Source organism: Acinetobacter sp. YH12063 (assembly GCF_013419715.1).
GTDB classification, from domain to species: domain Bacteria; phylum Pseudomonadota; class Gammaproteobacteria; order Pseudomonadales; family Moraxellaceae; genus Acinetobacter; species Acinetobacter amyesii.
This window is the reverse complement of record NZ_VOZO01000001.1, coordinates 36,085-57,084: the sequence shown is the minus strand read 5'-3', so window position 1 is coordinate 57,084 and position 21,000 is coordinate 36,085. Positions and strand designations below refer to the sequence as shown.

The 21,000-nt window shown below is 41.0% G+C and carries 21 protein-coding genes; 16 read left to right on the top strand and 5 right to left on the bottom strand.

Annotated features, from left to right (window positions below; all coding sequences use genetic code 11):
- The first annotated feature begins 29 nt into the window (after positions 1-29).
- A complete protein-coding gene (gene der, locus FTU12_RS00275; protein WP_078189606.1) occupies positions 30-1,439 on the top strand; it encodes a ribosome biogenesis GTPase Der in 1,410 nt (469 codons plus the stop codon).
- A gap of 75 nt (positions 1,440-1,514) precedes the next feature.
- On the opposite strand, the gene FTU12_RS00270 is transcribed toward der, so the two are convergent.
- Positions 1,515-2,084, bottom strand: coding sequence for a hypothetical protein (locus FTU12_RS00270; protein WP_180113511.1), 570 nt, complete (start codon positions 2,082-2,084; stop codon positions 1,515-1,517).
- A 277-nt stretch (positions 2,085-2,361) separates the two neighbouring features.
- On the opposite strand from FTU12_RS00270, the gene FTU12_RS00265 reads away from it, so the two are divergent.
- Positions 2,362-3,003: a 4'-phosphopantetheinyl transferase superfamily protein gene (locus FTU12_RS00265; protein WP_180005382.1), complete on the top strand. Its 642-nt coding sequence runs from the start codon at positions 2,362-2,364 to the stop codon at positions 3,001-3,003.
- Between the two features lie 86 nt (positions 3,004-3,089).
- Here FTU12_RS00265 and FTU12_RS00260 read toward each other — a convergent pair whose 3' ends face one another.
- Both FTU12_RS00260 and FTU12_RS00255 read right to left on the bottom strand, forming a co-directional pair.
- The gene (locus FTU12_RS00260; protein WP_078192655.1) at positions 3,090-3,509 is read right to left on the bottom strand and encodes a hypothetical protein; all 420 of its coding nucleotides are present in this window, start codon (positions 3,507-3,509) and stop codon (positions 3,090-3,092) included.
- A gap of 165 nt (positions 3,510-3,674) precedes the next feature.
- On the bottom strand, positions 3,675-4,451 hold the full coding sequence (locus FTU12_RS00255) for an SDR family oxidoreductase (protein ID WP_180005383.1): 777 nt from the start codon (positions 4,449-4,451) through the stop codon (positions 3,675-3,677).
- Positions 4,452-4,555: 104 nt separating this feature from the next.
- On the opposite strand from FTU12_RS00255, the gene mazG reads away from it, so the two are divergent.
- From mazG to yjgA, 9 genes are all read left to right on the top strand, one after another.
- Positions 4,556-5,350, top strand: a complete 795-nt coding sequence (gene mazG, locus FTU12_RS00250) for a nucleoside triphosphate pyrophosphohydrolase (RefSeq protein ID WP_180113510.1) — start codon at positions 4,556-4,558, stop codon at positions 5,348-5,350.
- On the top strand, positions 5,328-5,759 hold the full coding sequence (locus FTU12_RS00245) for a ComEA family DNA-binding protein (RefSeq protein WP_180113509.1): 432 nt from the start codon (positions 5,328-5,330) through the stop codon (positions 5,757-5,759). Before mazG ends, FTU12_RS00245 begins: the two co-directional genes overlap by 23 nt.
- A gap of 134 nt (positions 5,760-5,893) precedes the next feature.
- Positions 5,894-7,363 (top strand): polynucleotide adenylyltransferase PcnB, encoded by a 1,470-nt coding sequence (pcnB, locus tag FTU12_RS00240; protein WP_180113508.1) that lies wholly within the window; start codon positions 5,894-5,896, stop codon positions 7,361-7,363.
- Positions 7,360-7,845 (top strand): 2-amino-4-hydroxy-6-hydroxymethyldihydropteridine diphosphokinase, encoded by a 486-nt coding sequence (folK, locus tag FTU12_RS00235; RefSeq protein WP_180005386.1) that lies wholly within the window; start codon positions 7,360-7,362, stop codon positions 7,843-7,845. The genes pcnB and folK overlap by 4 nt, the downstream gene beginning before the upstream one ends.
- Before the next feature lie 46 nt (positions 7,846-7,891).
- Entirely contained in the window at positions 7,892-8,701 is an 810-nt protein-coding gene (gene panB / locus FTU12_RS00230; protein ID WP_180005387.1) for a 3-methyl-2-oxobutanoate hydroxymethyltransferase, read from the top strand.
- Positions 8,702-8,704: 3 nt separating this feature from the next.
- Positions 8,705-9,553 (top strand): pantoate--beta-alanine ligase, encoded by an 849-nt coding sequence (gene panC, locus FTU12_RS00225; protein WP_078192648.1) that lies wholly within the window; start codon positions 8,705-8,707, stop codon positions 9,551-9,553.
- A gap of 22 nt (positions 9,554-9,575) precedes the next feature.
- Positions 9,576-10,427 (top strand): RNase adapter RapZ, encoded by an 852-nt coding sequence (gene rapZ, locus FTU12_RS00220; protein WP_180011688.1) that lies wholly within the window; start codon positions 9,576-9,578, stop codon positions 10,425-10,427.
- Positions 10,424-10,693: an HPr family phosphocarrier protein gene (locus FTU12_RS00215; RefSeq protein ID WP_067763492.1), complete on the top strand. Its 270-nt coding sequence runs from the start codon at positions 10,424-10,426 to the stop codon at positions 10,691-10,693. Before rapZ ends, FTU12_RS00215 begins: the two co-directional genes overlap by 4 nt.
- Before the next feature lie 2 nt (positions 10,694-10,695).
- On the top strand, positions 10,696-11,229 hold the full coding sequence (gene yjgA, locus FTU12_RS00210) for a ribosome biogenesis factor YjgA (RefSeq protein ID WP_180065878.1): 534 nt from the start codon (positions 10,696-10,698) through the stop codon (positions 11,227-11,229).
- Positions 11,230-11,401: 172 nt separating this feature from the next.
- On the opposite strand, the gene FTU12_RS00205 is transcribed toward yjgA, so the two are convergent.
- Positions 11,402-13,042, bottom strand: coding sequence for an acyl-CoA synthetase (locus FTU12_RS00205; RefSeq protein WP_180113507.1), 1,641 nt, complete (start codon positions 13,040-13,042; stop codon positions 11,402-11,404).
- A 535-nt stretch (positions 13,043-13,577) separates the two neighbouring features.
- On the opposite strand from FTU12_RS00205, the gene FTU12_RS00200 reads away from it, so the two are divergent.
- From FTU12_RS00200 to infC, 4 genes are all read left to right on the top strand, one after another.
- On the top strand, positions 13,578-14,858 hold the full coding sequence (locus FTU12_RS00200; RefSeq protein WP_180113697.1) for a D-arabinono-1,4-lactone oxidase: 1,281 nt from the start codon (positions 13,578-13,580) through the stop codon (positions 14,856-14,858).
- Between the two features lie 57 nt (positions 14,859-14,915).
- Positions 14,916-16,067 carry an alanine racemase gene (locus FTU12_RS00195; RefSeq protein WP_180113506.1) on the top strand — a complete coding sequence of 384 codons (1,152 nt, stop codon included), beginning with the start codon at positions 14,916-14,918 and terminating at the stop codon, positions 16,065-16,067.
- Positions 16,068-16,394: 327 nt separating this feature from the next.
- Positions 16,395-18,317 carry a threonine--tRNA ligase gene (gene thrS, locus FTU12_RS00190; protein WP_078189589.1) on the top strand — a complete coding sequence of 641 codons (1,923 nt, stop codon included), beginning with the start codon at positions 16,395-16,397 and terminating at the stop codon, positions 18,315-18,317.
- A gap of 5 nt (positions 18,318-18,322) precedes the next feature.
- Positions 18,323-18,871, top strand: coding sequence for a translation initiation factor IF-3 (gene infC / locus FTU12_RS00185; RefSeq protein ID WP_078192643.1), 549 nt, complete (start codon positions 18,323-18,325; stop codon positions 18,869-18,871).
- Between the two features lie 711 nt (positions 18,872-19,582).
- On the opposite strand, the gene FTU12_RS00180 is transcribed toward infC, so the two are convergent.
- Positions 19,583-20,044 carry an Hsp20 family protein gene (locus tag FTU12_RS00180; RefSeq protein WP_078192642.1) on the bottom strand — a complete coding sequence of 154 codons (462 nt, stop codon included), beginning with the start codon at positions 20,042-20,044 and terminating at the stop codon, positions 19,583-19,585.
- Between the two features lie 314 nt (positions 20,045-20,358).
- Between FTU12_RS00180 and FTU12_RS00175 the strand changes: the two genes are divergently transcribed.
- A complete protein-coding gene (locus FTU12_RS00175; RefSeq protein ID WP_168378472.1) occupies positions 20,359-20,976 on the top strand; it encodes a glutathione S-transferase N-terminal domain-containing protein in 618 nt (205 codons plus the stop codon).
- Positions 20,977-21,000 lie beyond the last annotated feature (24 nt).

Genomic DNA, 21,000 nt, shown 5'->3' with positions numbered 1-21,000 from the left:
ACTGGCTGATCTGGAATAAAGGTTAATCTATGAAACCCGTAATTGCGCTCATTGGTCGTCCGAACGTCGGAAAATCAACGTTGTTTAACCAGATAACCAAGAGCCGTGATGCTCTCGTTGCTGACTTTGCCGGTCTGACTCGTGACCGTAAATATGGTGACGCGACTTATCAAAATAAATCTTTCATTGTCGTTGATACTGGGGGTATTGGCGAAACTGAAGGTGGTATCGATTCGTACATGGCAGAACAGTCAAAAACTGCCATTAATGAAGCAGATATTATTGTCTTCGTGGTCGATGCGCGCGCAGGCCTATTGGCATCTGATGAGCAAATTGCACGTGACTTACGTACGCTAGGTAAAAAAGTTTATCTTGTTGCCAACAAAGTTGATGGTGTTCATGCCGAAGCAGCTTTAGTTGAATTCTTCAAATTGGGTATGGGTGAACCACTTCAAGTGGCTGCCAGCCATGGTCGTGGTGTTCAGCAAATGCTTGAAGAAGTGTTAGCTGAAGTGCCTGAAGATGAAAGTGAAGAACAACACGATAAAGACACAGGCTTACGTTTAGCGATTATTGGTCGTCCAAACGTGGGTAAATCGACTCTAGTGAACCGTTTGTTGGGTGAAGACCGTGTGGTTGCATTTGACCAACCAGGTACTACACGTGACTCGATTTATATCCCATTTGAACGTGATGGCCGTAAATACACATTAATCGATACTGCGGGTGTACGTCGTAAAGGTAAAGTGGACGAAATGATCGAGAAATTCTCGATTGTGAAAACTTTACAAGCGATGAAAGATGCGCATGTTGTGGTTATTGTTGTCGATGCACGTGAAGGGATCGTTGAGCAAGACTTGCATTTGATCGGTTATGCGCTTGAAGCAGGCCGTGCGATGGTGATTGCCATCAACAAATGGGACAACATGTCTGACTACGACCGTAAACAATGTAAATTAGATGTTGAACGTCGTTTTGACTTTATTCCATGGGCAAAAATTCACTTAATTTCTGCACTTCACGGTACAGGTGTTGGTGATCTTTATCCATCGATCCACCGTGCTTATGATTCTTCGCATTTGAAAGTATCACCTGCGAAAATCACTCAGATCTTGAATGATGCAACTGATGCGCACCAACCACCAATGGTTCAAGGTCGTCGTATCAAAATGCGTTATGCGCATATGGGCGGACAAAATCCACCGACGATTGTAATTCATGGTAACAAGGTCGATAAAACGCCAAATGACTATCGTCGTTACCTAGAAAACGTGTTCCGTAAAGTTTATAAACTTGAAGGTACGCCAGTCAAAATTGAATTTAAAACCTCTGATAACCCATTTGAAGGTCGTAAGTCGCAAATCGATGAGCGTACGGCGGCACGTAAACGTCGTTATGTTCAGAAGTTCAAAAAGGCGGAAAAGAAATTCAAACGCTAAGTTTAGATGAACAAAAAAGCCTGCAGATATGCAGGCTTTTTTATTTCACTTTATTTATCTAAAAAGATGTAGAAATTAGTTTTTACACTTTTTAGCTTGGCGGTAAATATCAATATTATCCAGATTAGCTTGAGCAATTTCCATGGCTTGCTGTGCGTTGCTGCTATCCTGTTGTGTATTTTTATTGCCAGAAAAAGCTGTCGCAAATTGTCCCATACGCGCGGCTGTTTCAGATTGACCTGAAAATGCGGATAGCGCGTTGCCAGCAAGACCAGCCCATTTTGAAACTTGATTATTTTGCTGTGCAGACGCTTGGCTTAATGCCAGTTGCGATGCTTCCAATGTGCGTTCGAAAGTTTTACGTTCAACGCTCAGATCAGTGCAATCTAAGGTTTTTAAATAACTGGTGCTATAAACACTATTGTTGGTTTGGTTAGCTTGATTGAAATTTGAGGCATAGCCACGGTCTGCTTGAGCTACAGCATTGGCAGCTTCTTGACGGCTTTGATTCATACGCGCTTCAGCTTGGTCCATAATCGCGCCATTTTTGGCACCCATTACTGCAACAGCTGCATCCAATAAGCCTGCTTGAGCGAAACATGGTAGGACACAAAGTGAACTGATTAACGTGATTTTTCTTAGCATCTGATTTACCCCGAGTTTTAAATTAAAGTTATAAGAATCTAGAGTATTTTATCTAATTGAAGATGTATTTAAAATATTTATTATACTTAAGTATTTGAATATATTTATAATATTAAGTATTTCTTAAGTGGTTTGAAATATTTTTAAACTGAGTTTTAAAATCTCGATAAGTCAAAGGACCGATGCGCTCATCTGTATTGTGGTGTATTTTGTGTCGGAGAGTCGCATAAAATATAGCGTCATGGACGTAGTGTAAAAGATGTTGGATCAATAACTTATGGCGAAAATTCAGCTTGAATATAGTGCAATTACTGACTTCTTTGTGGAGCCGCATGGCTTGAGTCGTCAAGAGGTAATTGCCGTGCGTAAACAAGCCATTTACCAATATCGAAATCAATTACTCGGGCAGCGGCTAAATAGGTCAGTTGAAAATTCAGATTTTTCAAAGTCTGCGTTTGGTAAGCCTTTTCTTCCGGATTTGCCACATTTTCATTTTAATCATAGTCATAGTCAGCAGCATTATGTATTGGCCAGCAGTGAAAAAATCGCCAATATTGGTGTGGATATTGAAGATTTAAATCGAAAAGTTCGTTTTGATGCGATGGCTCAACACAGCTTTCATCCCGAAGAATTGCTCAATTGGGACAGTTGTGAGCATAATCCTGATTATTGGTTTAAAGTTTGGACCACCAAAGAGGCGGTACTTAAAGCGTCAGGTTTAGGGATTCGAGTGAACCTGAATGAACTGAATACACAGTGTCATCCTGAGCAGAATGGTGGGATGTGTAGCCATCCCGCAATTGGCACTTTTGCTTATCAGAATATTCAACTACCGCATGTGATGTTGACGGTGGCATGGGAAAGTGAACAATCTTGCCGAGGCTTTCATTTGCCTAATATTGAGTTGAATGTCTTATAAATCGGTATGACATATAAATCACCATGAAAAAAGCCCTGTTCTGGCTGAACAGGGCTTTTTTTAAATCAATCTAAACTGGCTTTAGATTAGATTTTGCATTTTTTAGAACCTTGGTAGATACCAATGTTGTCGATGTTTGCTTGAGCAGCAGATTTGTTCGCTTGTTGAAGTTCAAGGTTGCCTGCATCAGAAGTATCTTGCTCACCAGCCAAGCTGTTTGCAATGTTGCCTGCACGAGCAGCTTTTTCAGAGTTACCACCGAAAGCAGCAAGAGCGCCACCCGCTAAACCAGCAAATTTGCTCAATGATTTGCCTGGCGCTTGAGCAGATGCTTGGATGTTTGCAATGTTTTTGTCAGCAGCTTCTAAAGAGCGCTTAGCATTCGCTTTTTCAACAGCAAGAGTTGCACAATCCATCGCTTTTAATTCTGAAGATGCGAATTGAGTTGTAGCAAAAGCAGAAATTGAAATAGAAGTAACAGTTGCAAGAACAAGTAATTTTTTCATGAAATAATTCACTTTTATTGTTAGAAAATAAACGCCCGAAAGTAATGGGCGGGTGAATATTATTCAAAAAAAGGAATTTTGTCCTGTTAAAATGTGACAATTGTGTAACTTTGTGTAATTTGCGTACAAATATGATTGCAAAATTAAATGATTAGTAACACGTTGCTATTTGGGTTTTTGTGCAATCCAAATATTACTTAAGCGGTTGACAAATTGCGGGCTAAACTTCGATAAATTAAATAAAAATTTAGCTTTCATCCCCACAGGTGTATGTGTGGCCATTAAGACCGTATCCTTTTTTTGTACCAAGGTATAAATTTGCTGAGCGACATCGCTCGGTTGAAGATTGACGCCCATTTTCTTAATGCTTTGGGCATCCATGTCTTGCACCATCGCGGTTTGAACAAATAAAGGCATCACATCTAAAACGCGAATATTGTATTTTTGCCATTCAATATCTAAGCTTTCAGTGAGCCCACGTACAGCAAATTTAGATGTGGCATAGCTGGCTAAATCTGCTTGTCCATAAATAGCTGAAGCCGAAGAGAGGTTAATCACACGAGCAAAATTGCTTTGTTGTAAATAGGGGAATGCCGCATAGCAACCGTTTATCACCCCTTTGACATTGATATCAATCGTTCGGTGGTGTGCAGACAGTTCCGTATGTTCAAAGCTGCCTGAATACAGAATTCCGGCATTATTGACTAAGATATTCAGCTGACCTGCCCAAGCAACAAATTCAGCTAAAGCGCTTTGCCATTGCTCTGGTTGTGTCACATCTAAAAGCCCAGCTTTGGCATGGCTACCGAGTTCAGCAGCTAAGGAGGTGACTTGAGATTGGTTAATGTCGTAAAGCCCAACTTTATAGCCTTGTTGTATGAACAGTCGTGCAATTGCTGCGCCAATCCCTTGTCCTGCACCGCTAATAAAAATACTTTGCATGTTATGCTTCCTTAAATTGAGTTGCTCATTCCCTGAGTAAATTTTGAGCATATCAAATTCTGTAATCGAAACAATGTACTGATGAGTAAATAGCTGGAGTTCACATGGAACAATTATTAGCAGTGATGAAAGAATTACGTGAAAAATGTCCATGGGATCAAAAGCAAACCCCAGAAAGTCTGACTCGTTATGCCATCGAAGAAGCCTATGAAGTGGAAGCGGCAGTTCGTTCAGGTCAGAGTGATGATGTACGAGATGAACTGGGGGATTTATTACTACAAGTGGTTTTTCAGTCGCAGATGTATAGCGAACAAGGCGCATTTGATTTTCAAGATGTGGTGCAAGCCATTACAGATAAATTAATTCGCCGTCATCCCCATGTGTTTCAGGCAGAGCAATTCTCAGCACTCAATGCGGATGATGTGGCAACACTATGGAAACAGATTAAACAACAAGAAAAAGCAGGGAAATCAGTATCTAGATTAGATGAAGTTAAACATGCTCCTGCATTAAGCCAAGCAGATGAAATCCAAAAAAATGTGGCGAAAATTGGCTTTGATTTTCCAGATATTGAAGGGGCTTATGGCAAGCTTGAGGAAGAGCTAGGGGAGTTAAAAGAGGCCTTGGCAGGCAAAAAATCCGACGAAATATTTGATGAATTTGGTGATTGCTTATTTTCTCTGGTGAATGTTGGACGTAAGATTGGCATCTCAAGTGAGATGGCACTGTTAAGTACCATTCATAAATTTAGAAGCCGTTTTGCTTATATTGAAGCACAGGCCACATTACTACAAAAACATGTAGAAGACTTGTCCCTGACTGAAATGGATCAGTTATGGGAACAGGCAAAACAACAATTAAAACAACAGGCTGAATATGCACTACATCCTAAAGAATAAATGCTTTACACAACTACTTGTCTTGGTTTTGAGTTTAATGGCAGATTTGACTTATGCTCAAAGCCCTTCGGGCTACGCGGAATGGAAAGCCATGCAGCAAGCTCAAGATCAACAATTAAAAAAGCAATCTGAGGCCTCGAAGTCCAAAGCGACAACTGCACCGAGCAATGCCAACTATTATTTGTCACGACCCAGCACCCAACAAAATAGTCGAACAGATCAGGTACGTTTAAATACAGCCTCAGTTGATGAACTGCAGACATTGCATGGAATTGGTCAGAAAAAAGCAGAAGCCATTGTGCAATATCGCAAAAGTAATGGCTTATTTAAAAGCATTGATGATATTCAACAGGTTAAGGGAATCGGTCCTGCGCTGTTTGCTAAAAATAAAGCAAAATTGGCACTTTAAGTGAAGTGTAAAAAAAAGAATTAGGTTAAGCTCAGCTTGAGCATCGAGATAATCAAATTGCCCTTTGATTGTGTTAGAGATATCATTAGCGACATCTTAAGAATTTTACGTTCAGACGTAGGAGACAGCGTCTTTTGCAAACTTTGCGCGCGTCCAAATGTGGTTTATCAACCACACAATTACCTTCTTCCATTTTAGATGTGATTGATGCCTTAACTAAGGCAGGCTATGAAGCTTATATCGTGGGTGGCGGTGTCCGTGACCTAATGTTGGGTCATGCACCTAAAGATTTTGATGCCGTAACTAATGCGACACCAGCTCAGGTGAAAGAAGTCTTCGGGCGACGTTGCCGAATTATTGGTCGTCGTTTTGAGCTAGCGCATGTCTACTCAGGACGTGAACTGATCGAAGTTGCGACCTTCCGTGCGCCACCTAAAAAAGCCGTGACTTCTGCTGCGGGCATGATTTTACGTGATAATAATTGGGGTACGATTGAGCAAGACTTTGCACGTCGTGACTTCTCGATCAATGCAATGTATTACCAACCACGCAAAGGTGAAGTGCTAGATTTTTGTCATGCAGTAGATGACATTAAGCATAAAACGTTGCGTTTATTGGGTGATCCACAATTACGTTTTGAAGAAGATCCTGTGCGGATGCTTCGGACTTTACGTTTTGCAGCCAAATTAAACTTTAATATTGATGAAAAAATTCTGGATGTCTTTACTCCAGAACTTACTCAATTGCTGCGTGATGTGTCTCCACATCGTTTATACGATGAGTCACAAAAACTCTTTACCATGGGGCATCTCAATCGCGTCTTACCGATGCTAATCGATTTTGGTATCTGGTATCAATTATTTGCAGATATCAAACCGGTCGTAACGCCATTTATTGAGTTGGCAGCAAAAAATACCGATCAACGTATTTCGATTGGGAAAACCATTAACCCTGCATTTTTCTATGCCGTATTATTGTGGATTCCGTTCCAAGAACGTTGTACGTTCTATCTGAATAAAGGTGTTGTTCCAGCTGAAGCACGTGCTCAAGCGGGCTTAGATGTATTGAAACGTCAAGCTACACGAACCATTATTCCACGCTTTGCCGAAACGTTTATTCGTGAGGTTTGGGAAATGCAAACCCGTTTGCTGAATCCAAAACCACAGCAAATTGAAGCACTTTCAGGTCATGCACGTTTCCGTGCAGGCTTTGACTTCTTGCTGCTGCGTGAAAAATCGGGTGATACAAGCACGCAAGGTATGGGCCAGTGGTGGGATGCTTATCAGCAGATGAGCACTGACGAAAAAGAACGGGCAATTAGCCAATACAATCGTCAACGTGCCAAGAGTCGTCGTAAAGCGGCGCATGAAGATGTGGAAACGAAAACTTCTGCACATCAGCAAGTTGAAATTGAACCACTTGTGAATGAACTAGAAAGCAGAAGTCGCCGTCAACGTAAGCCTAAATCACATGCCAACAGTCCAGCGACAGTATCAATTGTTGCAGCGTCAGCCAGTGGTGAAATTGGTGCAGATCATCCGATTTTAAAACGTAAACGTGTGAAACGAGATCTGACTCAGGTTATTTTTGGGCCAACACAATGACGCTGACATATATTGGTTTAGGCAGTAATTTAGGTGATTCTCTACAGATCCTCAGTGAAGCGGTGCATAAACTTGCGACACTCGGTACAGTGAAAGTCTCACAACTGTACCAAAGTCCGCCAATGGGTCCACAAGATCAGCCGAATTATTTAAATGCAGCGGTTGCATTAGAAACGGATCTAGCACCTTTGGCTTTGTTAGATGAATTGCAACGCTTTGAACAAGAGTCGGGGCGTGTACGCCTACGTCATTGGGGGGAGCGTACACTGGATTTAGATTTACTGATTTATGGTGAACAGCACATTCAAAATGAACGTTTGACGGTGCCTCATGTTGGTGTTTTAGAACGTGATTTTGTGTTGAAACCTTTGTTGGATTTAGATGAGAATCTACAGATTAAAGGACAACCATTAAAAGATTTACCTATTTTGAATAATCCAAATTTAACTGTATTGGATGCAGGAAACTGGGCCCATCTTTAATTTTTGTATGACCACTTGAGAAAGCCGTCATCTGAGGAATATTGAAATGATTAGTCTAAGTGACTTGAAAAAATTTAAAGCGGAAGGCCGCAAATTCTCCTGCCTGACTTGCTATGATGCGAGCATGGCAAAAGCAATGGAAGTTGCTGAAGTCGATAGTATTCTGATTGGTGATTCATTGGGGATGACCATTCAAGGGAATGACTCGACTTTACCTGTCACTGTTGAAGATATGGTATATCACACTGCAGCAGTGCGTCGTGGCAATAAACATGCGTTTATTTTGACTGATTTGCCCTTTATGACCTATGCCACTTTGAATGACGCTTTAGTAAATTCAAAGATCGTGATGCAAGCAGGCGCGCAGATGGTCAAATTGGAAGGTGGCGCATGGTTGTCAGAAACAGTTGAAGTATTGACCCGTAATGGTATTCCGGTGTGTGTGCATTTAGGGTTAACTCCGCAATCGGTTCATGTGTTTGGCGGTTATAAAGTGCAAGCACGTACACGTGAAACCGCGGATCAACTCATTGCAGATTGTAAAGCTGTGGTTGATGCAGGTGCAGCAATTTTACTTTTGGAATGTGTTCCTGCCCAAGTGGGTAAAGAAATTAGTGAATTGTTCCCAAATACACCTGTGATTGGGATCGGTGCCGGTGCAGAAACGGATGCTCAAGTCTTGGTTCAACAAGATATGTTGGGACTGACGTTTAGTCACGTGGCGAAATTTGTTCGCAATTTTATGAAAGAGCAAGCAGGGGAAACAGCAATTGTGGATGCGTTTAAGGCGTATCATGCTGCCGTACTTGATGGTAGTTTCCCTGCCAAAGAACATACATTCCAAATTGAGCTGTAAGACATGAAAACTGAAACAACGATTCAAGGTTTAAGTGCATCGCTAAATCCAGCACGTGCTGCGCGCAAAATCATTGGTTTTGTACCAACGATGGGGAACTTGCATGAAGGTCACCTCAATTTAGTTCGTGAAGCACGCAAACTGTGTGATGTCGTGGTGGTGAGTATTTTCGTTAACCCAATTCAGTTTGGTCCAAATGAAGACTTTGACAACTATCCACGTACTTTGGAACAAGATCAGCACTTATTGGCTGAAGTGGGTTGTGACATCGTGTTTGCACCGACTGTTGAACAAATGTATGGCAACAAACCGCGCTTAACCAATATTAGCGTGGGCGGCATTACCAATGATTTGTGTGGCGAACAGCGTCCGGGTCATTTTGACGGTGTTGCTGTTGTTGTGACAAAACTCTTTAATATTGTTCAACCGAATTTTGCATTCTTTGGGCAAAAAGATTACCAGCAACTTGCAGTGATTCGTCAGTTTGTACGTGACTTAAATATTCCACTAGAAGTGATTGGTGTGCCGATTACTCGTGCTGAAGATGGTTTGGCATTGAGCTCACGTAATGGTTATTTAAGTGCGGAAAATCGTGCGATTGCACCAACGATTTACCAAAGCTTGAAAACGGCTGAGGCAGAATTACATGCTGGAACTCAACTTGCAGATGTGTTAGCGAATATTAAAGCAACATTGACAGCAGCGGGTTTTGTTGTGGACTATGTTGAAGCACGTACACCTGAATTACAGAAAATTGAAGAATTTGATCAAGACGTGGTGTTGTTTATTGCGGCTAAATTAGGCGCAACACGTCTTATTGATAATATGCAGGTTAAATATACTGCAGTTTAAAACGGCTATGGGGTAGCAAGCGATGAAGCGCATTTTAATTGTTACAGGACAATCTGGATCTGGAAAGTCATCTGCATTACAGATACTTGAGGATTTAGGCTATTACTGTATCGATAATTTGCCATTGGCCTTACTCCCCGAAATTGTTGAAAAACTTGATTCAGAAAATAATCTTGAACAATTGGCACTGGGTGTGGATGTCCGCAGTACACGTGCAGATTTACAAGAGTTCGATTTGGTTTTTCAACAGCTACAACGCCATGGCTCAGTCGATATTATTTATTTGACCACACGTGATCAGGAATTGATTGCGCGATTCAGTTCATCTCGACGTCCCCATCCGTTGGCAAGTCGTTTCAAAAGTTTAAATGAGTGCATACAGGAAGAAAAATCTTTACTGTTGCCGATTCAATTACGCTCGACAGTACATATTGATACTACAGATAAGAGCGTACATGATTTAAAACATACCTTGCTGTCTAAACTTGGACAGGCAGATAATTTAATTTTGATCTTACAGTCTTTTGGCTATAAGCATGGTATTCCACTCGATGCAGATTATGTTTTTGACGTCCGTCATTTGCCCAATCCACACTGGGATATGGAATTGCGTAAGTATTCAGGATTGGATGAGCCAGTTCGTCAATTTTTACAGCAAAGTGAACAAACCAATGAAATGTTCCAAGATATTTATCATTTCTTGGATAAATGGCTGCCGGCATTTGCCGAAGGGCATCGTCATTACATGACGGTGTCGATCGGTTGTACAGGTGGGCAACACCGTTCGGTATATATCGTAGATAGACTAAAAAAAGCACTTGAGGCAAAATGGTCTATTCAGGTTCTACATAGAGAAATGAAGCACTGGTCATGATCGACACAACTGTTGACGTAATTAATAAACTGGGTTTACATGCGCGTGCATCTGGCAAGCTAATCGAAGTCACGACCAAATTTCGCTCGTCGATTCAAATTGGTAAGGGTGGAAAATTAGTAGATGCCAAAAATATTATGTCTTTGCTGATGCTTGGCGCAGGCAAGGGCACAACTTTACGCTTAGTGATTGAAGGTGCAGATGAAGAAAAAGCTTTATCTGAAATTCAAGCACTGTTTGCGGCAAAATTTTACGAGGCAGATTAAACGTGGCACGTCGACCGAACCGCTATACCGAAGAAGACTTTGAATCCTTAGAAGGACGTGCAAGTAAAACTGAGCAAAAGAAAGCTGTACAACGTATGGCTGCTTTGGGCGAGGAACTTGCAAAACTGAATCCTAAACAGATTAAAAATCTTCCTGTTGAAGAGCGTCTGATCGAAGCACTACTAGATGCACAAACAATTACTTCACATGAAGCGCGACGCCGTCAGTTTCAACGTGTAGGTAAATTACTGCGTAATGAAGATGAAACCATGATTTTATCTTACTTAACCCCGCAGCAAGGTGCGAAAAAAACAGCGCAGCTTCAACGCTGGACTGAACGTATGATTGCCCAAGGTGATCCCGTCATTAAAGAGTTCATGAAAGCACATAATGCTGCTGAACATCATCCTATTCGTCAGCATATTTTGCGTATTCAACGTGATATGGCAAAAAATGTAAGCGAAGAAGAATTGACTGCATCGAAGCTGAAATTGTTTAACTACATTCAACAAGTGGCTTTATTATCTGATAACTAATGCATGATTAGATAGCCAAGTGCTTAGATAGCTCAATGATCAGATAATTCAACATGATCTGATCATTAAAGCAAAACGTGAAGTTATAGACTTCACATCAAAAAAGCGACCTGATCAGGTCGCTTTTTTGCTTGAATGTTGAAAAATTCAAGCTTGGCTTTGAGTTTTAATATTAACCAAATTCACCAACAGAGCGCTCTTTAGCCCATTCACGTAAAACAAACTTTTGAAGTTTACCTGTCGAGGTTTTTGGAATTTCGGTAATCACCACATCTTTTGGCACTTTGAAACGTGCAAGGTGCTGCTTACAGAATTCGATCAGTTCTTCAGGCGTTGCTTCTTTACCTGCTTTTAATTCAATAAAGGCACAAGGCACTTCTTGCCAACGAGGGTCAGGTTTTGCAACCACTGCAGCTGTCAGTACAGCAGGGTGTTGATACAGAATTTCTTCCACTTCGAGTGATGAAATGTTTTCACCACCTGAAATGATCACATCTTTAGAGCGGTCAGTAATTTTGGCATAACCGTCGGGTTGGCAGACGGCTAAGTCGCCGGTATGGAACCAGCCACCGGCAAAAGCTTCAGCCGTTGCTTCTGGGTTTTTCAAATAACCTTTCATTACGATGTTGCCACGGAACATGATTTCACCCATGGTCTGGCCATCATGCGGAACAGGTAACATGGTTTCAGGATCAATGACTTTCATGCCATCTTGAAGCGGGTATGGCACACCTTGGCGAGAATGCAACTGTGCTTGTTCTTGAATGGAAAGATCAGACCAGCCTGCTTGCGATGCGCAGAGTGCCGATGGACCATAGGTTTCAGTCAAACCGTAAACATGTGTGACATTGATACCAATATTACGCATCCCTTCAATAATCGCAGCAGGTGGCGCTGCACCAGCAACCATCACTTCAACGCGATGGTCAAATTGCGCTTTTTTCTCTTCAGGCGTATTGATCATCATTGAAAGTACGATTGGCGCACCGCAGAAATAATCTACTTTGTGTTCTGCGATCAGTTTGAAAATCAGTTCAGGGTCAATTTTACGTAGACAAATATTGGTTCCGCCATTGGCTGCCATTGTCCAAGCAAAGCACCAGCCATTACAGTGGAATAGAGGAAGCGTCCACAGATACGTTGCACGTGGCGTCATGCCGCAAGCAATGATGTTACTCGCTGCATTGATATATGCGCCGCGGTGATGATACACCACGCCTTTTGGATTCCCTGTGGTACCCGAGGTATAGCTTAAACTAATCGCATCCCATTCATCTTGAGGTAAGTGCCATTCAAAGTTCGCATCGCCTTGCGCCAACCAGTCTTCAAATTCGATTTGTCCAATCGGTTGTGCTGTGCCTTCAAACTCTGCATCTGCAACATCAATGACATAAATCTCTTGATCGATCAAAGCTAAAGCTTCTGTGGCTACTTGAGTGAATTCAGGATCAACCAACAGGACTTTGGTTTCTGCATGTTCCAGCATGAAGGCAATAGTTTTCGCATCAAGGCGTGTATTTAGCGTATTCAGTACCGCACCCGCCATTGGTACGGCAAAGTGTGCTTCAACCATAGCAGGAACGTTTGGTAATAACACAGACACGGTGTCGTTTTTGCCAATGCCTAATTGTTGCAACTGATGCGCAAATTGACGACAGCGGTTATACGTTTGGCGCCATGAAATATGACGATTGCCGTGGATAATGGCATCCTGATCAGGATAAATATAGGCTGCACGCTCTAAATAACGTAGAGGCGAAAGTGCCACAAAATTTGCCGGGGTCCGTGGCAATTCATCGTATGCGCTAACCATCGTGGTACTCCAAGTCCATGTATATTTGTTTTAAATCTGACTTAACAATAATTCAGTCCGTAGCTTCTCTGCATTTATGCTTTAGTCGAGTATTTACACTAAATTTTTAAGTTATTGAAATTTAATAAAATAAAAACAGTAAAGTGACAAAAATGAACCCTATGGTTCTCAAAATTGATTTTTTAGCATAAATAATTTAGCTGAAAAATATACAATAGTTGTTGGTTTTTTATGCTGATTTTACCGATGTTTTCGTGCGTGATCCTTTTTATTGATCAGGTTTGAATGATGCTTAACGAATAATGTAGAGCGCCTTGAATAGTCTTTGTGGGAGTATAAACGAATGATATTTTTTTTAATTGATCGTTGCTTATTTGCTGTTTTATAACAATAAACTTAAATTTGAGAAGATGCTTAACTTCGTATAATCTAAGTAAAAAATCAAGATGGCTTGTGCATTAACATTGCAAAAGCGGAAATCAAAAATAAAACAATACAGCTGAATACAATAAAAAGTATGGCGACAAGGATGAATATGACAATTCAACACGACATTGCATGGGAAAATTGGTCAGGTGCTCAGAAGTCGATCCCGAAGTCATTTATACAACCGAAAAATCTTGAGCAGTTAATGGAGGTGGTTCAATCCCAACCTAAGATTCGTATGGTTGGCGCAGGGCACTCATTTAGCCCTTTGGCAAAAACCACAGATACCTTAGTAAGTTTAGATCATCTCAAAGGTATTCTAGATATCGATGCTGAACGCTGCCAAAGTACCGTCCAAGCTGGCACACGATTATTTGATTTGGGCGAGAAGCTCGCGTCTTTTGATCAGGCACTGATCAATCAAGGAGATATTGATCGTCAAAGTTTGGCTGGAGCTATCGCAACAGGGACACATGGCACAGGACTCGAATTGCCGTGTTTATCGGCACTGGTTAAGGGGTTTGAGTTATTAACCGCGCAGGGCGAGTTACTACAATGCAGTGCTGAACAGAACAGCGAAATTTTCCAAGCAGGGCGTGTTTCACTCGGGAGTTTAGGCGTGCTGACGCATGTACAGCTGCAAAATCGACCGATGTATAAACTCAAAGAACAGACGCGATTATGTCCACTGAACGATGTCATGCAGAATATGCAGCAATGGCAATATGAACATCGACATATTGAGTTTTGGGCATTTAGTCATGCCGATCAGGTTATTTTAAAAACCTTAGATGAGACGGAAGATAACCTTCAACCTCGAAAAGAACAGTGGTTAGATGACGACGTATTACTCAAACTTTGTGCAGAATTGACGCGAATTTTTCCACCACTGAATCCATGGCTACAAAAATTATTAGGTGTTTTTGTCAAACCTTCGATCAACGTAGACTGGTCAAGTCGAATTTTTCCTTCTGCTCGAAGTACCAAATTTAATGAGATGGAATACCAGATTCCGCTGCAACACGGGATGAATTGTTTAGAAGAAATTTTGCATACCCTTCGACGACATAAGGTTCCGATGTTTTTCCCGCTAGAATATCGACTTGTACGTGGGGATGATATTTGGCTCAGTCCGTTTTATCAGCAAGATTCGGCCTCAATTTCGGTGCATCAGTTCTATAAGCAAGATTATCAAGTCATCTTTAAGCTCGTGGAGCCGATTTTTTTAAAATATGGCGGGCGTCCGCATTGGGGGAAATTGCATAGCCTAAATGCGCGGCAGCTTCAAAATGTGTACCCCAAGTGGCAAGATTTTTTGAATATTCGACAAGAATTAGATCCTCAGCAAAAGTGGCTCAGTCCAGAGCTACAGCAATTACTAATTGAATAAGCGTCGTGGAAGGTTAAACACTGAAGACCAATTGAACGATATGAAAAAGGGGATGGCATGGATGCATATTTTCAACAGTTGAATACGCTGTTAAAGCAAAACGGGACGGGGATGCCCCAGTTAATCGTGGATGTTGATGCATTAAATCACAACTTGGTGATCACTCAGCAGCAAATACCACATAGTCTGCATCCGCGCTTGGTAGTGAAATCCTTGGCGTGCATGGCATTGCTTCAACACTGTGCTACACAGCTCAAGACACAGCGTTTCATGCTATTTCATTTTGCACATCTGAAAACACTTTTCGAGTCGATGCCACAAGCCGATGTGTTGTTTGGAAAACCGATGCCAATTCAGGCCTTGAAGCATGCAGACAAGGCAGTTTTGCAGGCCACGCAATCGCAAGTGCAATGGCTGATTGATAGTGAACAGCGTTTAGCCCAATACCTCAAATTTGCTGAGCAGCATCAACTGTGTCTACGCATCAATATTGAAATCGATGTGGGTTTACACCGCGGTGGTCTGAAAACGATCGATGAGCTAAAGGCTATTTTGGATGTAATCGTTCAACATCCTCAACATTTAAAATTTTCAGGATTAATGGGCTATGACGCACATGTGGCGAAGATTCCACGGCTGATCCAATCTGCTGAACAGACTTATCAACAGTCCCAGCAAAGTTATCAACAATTCAAAGCTTATGTACAACAGCGCTACCCAACCTTATGTGATGAATACACCTGTTGGAATGGTGGTGGTAGTCCTAGTTTTAGTTTTCATTATCAGCAGAGCGTCTGTAACGAAGTCTCGTTTGGCTCGATGTTATTAAAACCCGCAGATTTTGAACTGAAAAATTTACAAGCTTTCCAAAGTGCCTTGTGGCTCGCCACACCCGTGTTAAAAGTGTTGCCGCGGACTGAATTACCACAGTTAGAATGGCTCAGTCGTTGGGCAAAATCTCAGGCTGTGTTTATTTATGGAGGCTATTGGCGAGGGGACTATGTTTATCCTCAAGGCAGTCAGCCCCATGCATTATATGGTCGAAGTAGTAATCAGGAACTTGTGCAAATTCCACAGACAAGCAGCATAGACGTAGATGATTATATTTTTTTACGCCCTACCCAGAGTGAAATGATCATCCCTCAATTTGCACAGCTTTGGTTGTACCAAGCCGCTCAATTCATGGCCTTTGAAACCTTCAGAGAATAAAAAAGCGTCCTTACGTTCTTTGGTTCAATTGTTTCGCAATTTTTTTTTACGTGCGTAACATCAGTTATGAATGAGAACGTGATTATTATGTTGACAGCATAAAGCGCATTTCAGTTGAAATCTGCTTGAATTATCAGGAGTCTTGTAAAAGGAGGCAGAAAAATCAACTTCCATGGGATTAGAGGTTTATTAAAGTTGGCAGGGCGTGTAAAATTTAGGTCGAATTTTATTTATCCACCGTTTTTATCTTTTGGGGGGTCTCCCTCGATCATAATCTCGCGGTGACATGCTCCATTGTACGGGGCATCACTCCTTAAGGATTTTTATATGCCAATTATCACTTTGCCAAATGGCGATCAAAAAGAATTTGATCATGCCGTGTCTGTGATGGAAGTTGCTCAAAGCATCGGTCCTGGTCTAGCAAAAAATACAGTTGCGGGTCGTGTAAACGATCGTTTAGTTGATGCGTCTGATTTAATTACAGAAGATGCTAGCCTACAAATCATCACGCCTAAAGATGAAGATGGTATTCACATCATTCGTCACTCTTGTGCGCACTTGGTGGGTCATGCCGTTAAGCAATTGTTCCCAGAAGCAAAGATGGTCATTGGTCCTGTCATTGAAGAAGGTTTCTACTATGACATCTGGATGCCACGTCCGTTTACTTTAGACGACATGGCAGCAATCGAAGAGCGCATGAAAAAGCTCATCGACCAAGACTATGATGTCATCAAAAAAATGACTCCACGTGATGAAGTGATCAAAGAGTTCACTGCACGCGGCGAAGAATACAAACTGCGTCTGATCGAAGACATGCCTGAAGAAACTGAAATGGGCTTGTATTACCATCAAGACTACTTGGATATGTGTCGTGGTCCGCACGTTCCAAATACTAAATTCTTAAAATCGTTCAAGTTGACTAAAATCTCTGGTGCTTACTGGCGCGGTGATGCGAAAAACGAACAGCTGCAACGTATTTACGGTACAGCTTGGGCTGACAAAAAACAGTTAGCTGCCTACATTAAACGTATTGAAGAAGCTGAAAAACGCGATCACCGTAAAATTGGTAAAGCGTTAGACTTGTTCCATATGCAAGAAGAAGCGCCGGGTATGGTGTTCTGGCATCCAAACGGCTGGACGATTTACCAAGTGCTTGAACAATACATGCGTAAAGTTCAACAAGCCAACGGTTACCAAGAAATCCGTACACCGCAAGTGGTTGATTTCACGCTTTGGGAAAAATCAGGTCACGCAGCAAACTATGCTGAAAACATGTTTACGACTCACTCAGAGAACCGTAACTATGCAGTAAAACCAATGAACTGCCCATGTCACGTGCAAGTCTTCAACCAAGGTTTGAAATCTTACCGTGATCTTCCAATTCGTTTGGCTGAGTTTGGTTCATGTCACCGTAACGAACCATCAGGTTCATTACACGGTATTATGCGTGTACGTGGCTTTACACAAGATGATGCGCATATCTTCTGTACGAAAGAACAAATCGGTACTGAAGTTGCAGACTTCATTAAATTGACTTTAGATGTTTATAAAGACTTTGGTTTTGAAGAAGTTCAAATGAAATTGTCGACACGTCCAGAAAAACGTGTAGGTGATGACAAACTTTGGGACATGGCAGAAAAATCTTTAGCAGATGCTTTAGATGCTGCAGGCCTAGAGTGGGAACTTCAACCGGGTGAAGGTGCATTCTACGGTCCGAAAATTGAATTCTCATTGAAAGACTGCTTAGGTCGTGTATGGCAGTGCGGTACAATTCAATGTGACTTTAACTTACCAGAACGTCTTGACGCATCTTATGTGACTGAAGATAACGACCGTGATCAGCCTGTAATGTTGCACCGCGCAATACTTGGCAGTTTCGAGCGTTTTATTGGTATACTTATTGAACACTATGCTGGTTTCATGCCACCTTGGTTGTCTCCAATTCAAGCATGTGTGATGAACATTACCGATTCACAAGCTGAAGCATGTGAGTCAGTCGTCGCTAAACTTAAAGAAAGCGGTATCCGCGCGATTTCAGACTTGAGAAATGAGAAAATCGGCTTTAAGATTCGTGAACGTACTTTAGAGCGTATTCCTTACTTATTGGTTCTTGGGGACCGTGAAGTTGAGGAAGGTACTGTAAACGTCCGTACTCGCTCTGGAAAAAATTTGGGTACTATGTCAATTGATGCATTCGTTGACCTAGTAAAAGCAGCCGTAGCCGAACGCGGCCGGTACATTGTGGAGTAAAAGCGATTAAACAGCCTGACCGTAATCAACAGGGCGGAAAGTCAAACCGTCCTGCCTTGAATGATGAAATTCGTGCAAAAGAAGTCCGTCTAGTAGACGAAAATGGCGAGCAAAAAGGGATTGTATCTCTTGCTGACGCTTTGCGTGCTGCAGAAGCAGTAGATCTTGACCTTGTTGAGATCGTTGCCAATGCTGAGCCACCAGTCTGCAAAATCATGGATTTCAACAAGCATTTGTTTGATCTAAAACAAAAGCAAAAAGAAGCGAAGAAAAAACAACATCAAGTACAGGTGAAAGAAATCAAGCTACGCCCTGGTACTGATGTTGGTGACTACAACGTTAAACTACGTGCCATTATCAAGTTCCTTGAAGAAGGCAATAAGGTAAAAATCACGCTTCGTTTCCGTGGTCGTGAAATGGCACACCAACAGTTAGGTTTGGCTCAATTGCAAAAAATTGAAGCTGACGTGGTTGACTATGGTGTTGTTGAACAAACACCAAAAATGGAAGGCCGTCAAATGGGTATGCTACTTGGTCCTAAAAAGAAAAAGTAAGTATCCATTAAAAAAGCACTGCATTTGCAGTGCTTTTTTTTGCCTATATTTTGGTTTTTTAATCTCAATGATGTTCAAGGGCACAAATAATTTTTGCTGCGTATTGATTGGAAAATAGAGCAAAATTCATGAATGCGAACTTATGTCTGAGAGTATTAAGTAAGTTTCTTTAAGAAAGACAAATTTGATTATATTTTAATTGATATTCAATCGTTGTTTCGATTCAGACGTTTTGAAATGCTTTAATTTAGTTTTAATGTAGGTATAAAGTGAGCAAAGCTTTTTATTGAGCTAACTATGTGAGATCTATTTACATAAAACAGGCCGTGAAATAGGGGTTTTCAGTACCCTCCAATAGATTTTCATCTTGGTAATATTAGGTCGTATATTCCATGTCATAAAAGCAATCAGAACAAAGTACATTTCATATAAATAGATAGTAATACAGAGTAGGATTATTTTTTGCAAGATACGCCAAAATTTAAAAAGAGTAGATGAGCAGCTTGTAAGCCAGACCCACCAAGGATTCATTAAAAACACCTATGGGTAAGATTAAGTTGAGAATAGATAAAAAACGAAACATATAAATTGGAATCGAGACACTATATTCTTGAGATGGCATGATTTTTTATTCTTGTTTGTCATGTTTTGAATCTAACTAATTTTCTTAATATAAAAAAGACCCCGAAGGGTCTTTTTTTTTATGAGAGTTTACTCAGCGATATTTTCTTGGACAGGACTTTCTATCAATGCCTTTTTGCCAATTGGAATTTGGCGTGGTAGTTTTTCTTCAGGAATAATACGCTGTAAGTCCACTGTCAATAAACCATTTTCATATAGGGCTTGTTGCACTTCTATATGTTCATCTAAGCGTAAAGACAGTTTAAATGTACGACGAGCAATGCCTTTATGCAGGAATTCCACAGTTGTATCTTGCGCTTCAGTTGGTTTACCTGAAATGCTTAGCACTTGATTTTCTAAGTTTAGCGAAAGTTCATCTTCTGTAAAACCTGCGGTTGCCACCACAATGCGATAGCTATTTTCAGCCGTTTTTTCAATATTGTATGGCGGGTAATTTGGTGTGTCGCTTTGCATGGCATAATCAAATAAATCGTTGAAACGATCAAAACCAATGCTACGACGGAAAAGTGGGTTAAGATTTAAACTACTCATAATTAGAACTCTCTTTAATAAGCAAAGTTGTAACAATAAGAAATGTTCAGTGATGCTTGGCATCCACTGTTCACTAACAAGATCGTTTGATCCTTGTACATGTATCAATATCGGTCTGTGCTGATTTTTTTCAAGGGAATTTATAAAAAAATTATATTTTTTGAATTTTTGTACCTTAAGTGATTTTAAAAGCAAAGTGATAATTCACATTTTAACGTTACTTTGCAGAAAAATTGACAAGCTTTCACTGGATTAAACATGTTATACATAAAGCAAAATAAGATTGCCTTACTGAAAATTAAAAAGGAATATAGATGATTGATCTCTACTATTGGGGTACACCCAATGGACATAAAATTACCATCGCTTTAGAAGAAATGGGGTTGGAATACCAAATTTTTCCGATTAATATCTTGGAAAATGATCAATTTCAGCCAGACTTTTTGAGAATTTCTCCGAACAATAAAATCCCTGCAATCGTGGATCAGAATGGCCCACGAGGAGAGTCAATTTCAGTTTTTGAGTCTGGTGCGATTCTGCAATATCTTGGACGTAAAACAGGTTTGTTTTATCCAGAAGATGAGTTTGAGCGCGTTGAAGTTGAACAATGGTTGATGTGGCAAATGGGTGGTTTTGGGCCCATGTTAGGACAAAATCATCATTTTAGTCGTTTTGCACCTGAACGTATTCCGTATGCAACTGAACGTTATGTAAATGAATCTAAACGCTTATATAAAGTTTTGAACCATCAGTTGATTGGTCAAAAATTTGTGGCTGGAGAGTATTCGATTGCAGATATGGCTATTCTGCCTTGGGCACTGCGTCATGAATGGCAGCAAATTCAGCTGGAAGATTATCCATACGTGAAAGACTATATCGATCGACTGACGGCCCGTCCAGCGGTACAAAAAGCCTTAGCAATACACGTTTAAAAAAAGAGCATGGAAACATGCTCT